The organism is Actinospica acidithermotolerans (assembly GCF_018139625.1).
In the GTDB taxonomy this organism is placed as follows: domain Bacteria; phylum Actinomycetota; class Actinomycetes; order Streptomycetales; family Catenulisporaceae; genus Actinospica; species Actinospica acidithermotolerans.
Genome location: NZ_JAGSOH010000237.1, coordinates 1 through 3,422, shown reverse-complemented (window position 1 = coordinate 3,422; position 3,422 = coordinate 1). Strand labels below are relative to the sequence as shown.

Here is a 3,422-nt window from a genome sequence, read left to right as displayed (position 1 = left end):
GGTCAGCGCGCTCAGCCCGCCGCCGATCAGATAGACGCCCAGCGTCACCATGAACAGGTTCCGCCGCCCCCACCGGTCCGACAGGTTGCCGAAGAACAGCGCGCCGAAGACCTCGCCGAGCAGGTAGATCGTACCGACGGAGAACGCCACGGACCCGGCGCCCATGTTCAGCGCGGCCGGATCGGTCAGATACGGGCTCACGTTGCTCGCGATACTGACCTCGAGTCCGTCCAGGATCCAGGCCACGCCGAGCGCCACCACCATCATCGTGTGGAAGCGCGACCAGCTGAGCCGGTCGATACGGGCGGGGACCAGGCTGCGGATCCCGCCGCCGAAGGTCGACTGTCTGCTGAGCGTTGCCATCGTTGGCACCTCGATTCGATACCGGTCGGGCGACAAAAATCTACGAGGGCCTCCGAATTGCCCCGATTGGCAGAAGGGAAACGGGGCACATCCAACGGCGCAGGTCGGATGCCGCCAATCGTGTGATCGCCGGCACCGCTGTCTCACAAAATCTTCAGGCTCGTCCCAAAGCGCAGGTCAACAGCGTGCGACACTCCCAGCTGTCTCACGAGCCCGGAAAACCGTTGTCCCCGGGCGGCGCGATGCGCCAGAGTCTTCAGCAGCCCACCCGCACACGCCACGGGGGCCGTGCTTGGGGTCAGTCCCTACAGGGGAGTGCCGGTGTCGTCGCGCCATCGACGGCACCGGCACGGGACGCCGCCTTCGCGTGCGGCGCCGGCGGGGACGGACGGCGGGGGCGGTTCCGGTACGGCGCGCCTGGGACGCCTCTCTCGGCATCGGCATCGGCATCGGCGTCGGCATCGGGATCGGCGTCAGCGTCGCGGCGGCGGAGGCCGACGGGGTCGGCACGCCGGCACCTTTCATCTCGCAGCCATCTCACTAGACTCGTCCCGGTGACACTTCCTGCACTCTCGGCAGTCTCCGAGCTGGTCCAGGCCCTCGGCGACGACCGCACCCTGACCGATCCGGACCGGATCCGCGACTTCTGCCACGACGAGCACTCGTATGTCACGCCGGGCGCCCCGTGCGCCGTCGTCGTCGCCCGAACGGCGGCCGACGTGCAGAGCGCGCTGCGCTGGGCCGCCGCCAACCGAGTCCCCGTCATCCCGCGCGGAGCCGGCACCGGCATCGTCGGCGGAACGGCCACGATCGACGGCTGCCTCGTCATCTCCGTGGCCCGGATGACCGCCATCAAGGAACTGTCCCCGCAGGACGAACTCGCCGTCGTCGAACCGGGCGTCGTCAACGCCGACCTCGACCGCGCCGCCCGCGCCCACGGCCTGATGTACGCGCCGGACCCGAGTTCGTACGCGTCCTGCACTATCGGCGGCAACCTGGCGACCAACGCGGGCGGTCTGCGCTGCGTGAAGTACGGCGTCACCCGCGACTCCGTGCTCGGCCTGGAGGCAGTCCTCGCCAACGGCGAACTGATCAAGACCGGCAGGCGCACGGTCAAGGGCGTGACCGGCTACGACCTCACCGGCCTGCTCGTTGGCTCCGAGGGCACGCTCGGCATCATCACCTCCGCCACCCTCCGCCTTCGCCCCGCCCCCAAGCACCCGCCGGTCACCGTCGCCGCCGAGTTCGCCAACGTCATCGACGCGGCAGAGGCAGTCTGGGCCATCGTCCGCGCGAGCGTGGGCCCCAGCCTGCTCGAACTGATGGACCGAACCACGCTTCAAGCCCTCGACGACTGGCGCCACATCGGCCTGGACCCCAAGACCAACGCCATGCTCCTGTGCCAGGCCGACGGCCCGGACGCGGCCGCCGCGGCGCAGGTCATGGCCGACTGCTGCACCGACAACCGCGCCACGGTGGTCGCCGTCTCCGACGACGAGGCCGAAGCCGCCCAACTCCTCGACGTCCGCCGCATGGCCTTCACCGCCATCGAGCGCATCGGCGCCTGCCTCATCGAGGACGTCTGCGTCCCCAGATCCAAACTCCCCGACATGTTCGCCGCCGTAGAACGCATCGCCGCCGCCCACGACCTCACCGTCCCAACGGTCGCCCACGCCGGCGACGGCAACCTCCACCCCGTCTTCGTCTTCGACCGCGGCCTGGACGAGATCCCGAGCGCAGTATGGGACGCCGCCGAGGAAGTCTTCCGCGCCGCCCTGGACCTGGGCGGCACCCTCACCGGAGAACACGGCGTCGGCACCCTGAAACGCCACTGGCTGAACGCCGAACTCGGCGACGCGACGATGGCCGCGCAACTGGCGATCAAGAACGCGCTGGACCCGCTGGGGATCATGAACCCGGGGAAGGCGATCTGACGGCGGATCAGTCGACGTCGCGGCCGGCGCGGGCCCCGGCGTCGTGTCGGCGACAGACGCGGGGCCGGCCGAGAAATCGCAGGTCAACAGGGATAAGGAATCGCGGGCGACCCCGCTGTCGGACCTCGCGCCTACCATCGGAGGCATGGGCTCCGAACCGGTGCGAAACGGGCATCATCTGCTGCGTGCCAAGGACCTGGCGGACGCGCGGTATGCCGAGCCGTTGACGGTGGACGACCTGGCGCGGGCGGCGGGGTATTCGCGGGCGCATTTCAGCCAGGAGTTCCGGCGGGCGTTCGGGGAGTCGCCGCATGCGTACCTGCTCACGCGGCGGCTGGAGCGGGCGGCGGCGCTGCTGCGGACGACGGACTACTCGGTGGCGGACATCTGCGTCGCGGTCGGGTTGGCGAGCGTCGGGTCGTTCACGACGAGCTTCGTGCGGATGTACGGGCTCAAGCCCACCGACTACCGGGCGTCCTTCCCGCCGGCCTCGCAATTCGCGCTGATCCCGTGGTGCCTGCAGCGGGCGTACGGGCGGCCGCGGCACCGGACGTTTCGAGAAGACGGGGCACAGCCCTCGAACTAGCGTTGGGTGCGTCAACCCGAACCGCTGACTGCGTCAACCCGTACCGAGGAGGCTGTCATGCCGTACCAGATCGCCAGTTACCAGGTGTTCGTTCCCGACCAGGACGAGGCCCTGGACTTCTACGTCAACAAGCTCGGCATGGAGGTCCGCGCCGATGTGACGGTGCCGGAGATGGGGAACTTCCGCTGGCTCACGGTCGGGCCGGTCGGGCAGGACATCGCCATCGTGCTGATGGCGATCCCGGGCGAGCCGATGTTCGACGCGGAGACCGTCAGCCGGCTCAAGGACCTGATGGCCAAGGGCGTCGGCAGCGCCGTCTTCCTGACCACGGACGACTGCCAGGCCGCGTACGAGGAGCTCTCGGCGCGCGGCGTCGAGTTCCAGGAGAAGCCGGAGGAGCGGATCTACGGCATCGACGCCGGCTTCCGCGACCCCTTCGGCAACCACTTCCGGCTGACCCAGCCGCGCGAGGGCTTCGGGGGCTGACCGCGATCGGCGCCGCGCCCGGTACCGCACCGGGTGGTGGGCGAACCAGGTGG

Annotated in this window: 4 protein-coding genes; 3 read left to right on the top strand and 1 reads right to left on the bottom strand. The window is 69.8% G+C overall.

Annotated elements, in window-relative coordinates:
* Positions 1-363 (bottom strand): MFS transporter (locus tag KDK95_RS34205; RefSeq protein ID WP_212522517.1); only part of this gene is annotated, 363 nt, incomplete at its 3' end.
* 554 nt (positions 364-917) lie between these two features.
* Here KDK95_RS34205 and KDK95_RS34200 point away from each other — a divergent pair.
* The 3 genes from KDK95_RS34200 (at position 918) to KDK95_RS34190 (ending at position 3,369) form a co-directional block, all read left to right on the top strand.
* Entirely contained in the window at positions 918-2,297 is a 1,380-nt protein-coding gene (locus tag KDK95_RS34200) for an FAD-binding oxidoreductase (protein ID WP_212522516.1), read from the top strand.
* Between the two features lie 145 nt (positions 2,298-2,442).
* A complete protein-coding gene (locus KDK95_RS34195; RefSeq protein WP_212522515.1) occupies positions 2,443-2,883 on the top strand; it encodes a helix-turn-helix domain-containing protein in 441 nt (146 codons plus the stop codon).
* 57 nt (positions 2,884-2,940) lie between these two features.
* Complete coding sequence (locus KDK95_RS34190; protein ID WP_212522514.1) at positions 2,941-3,369, top strand: VOC family protein; 429 nt, start codon at positions 2,941-2,943, stop codon at positions 3,367-3,369.
* Positions 3,370-3,422 lie beyond the last annotated feature (53 nt).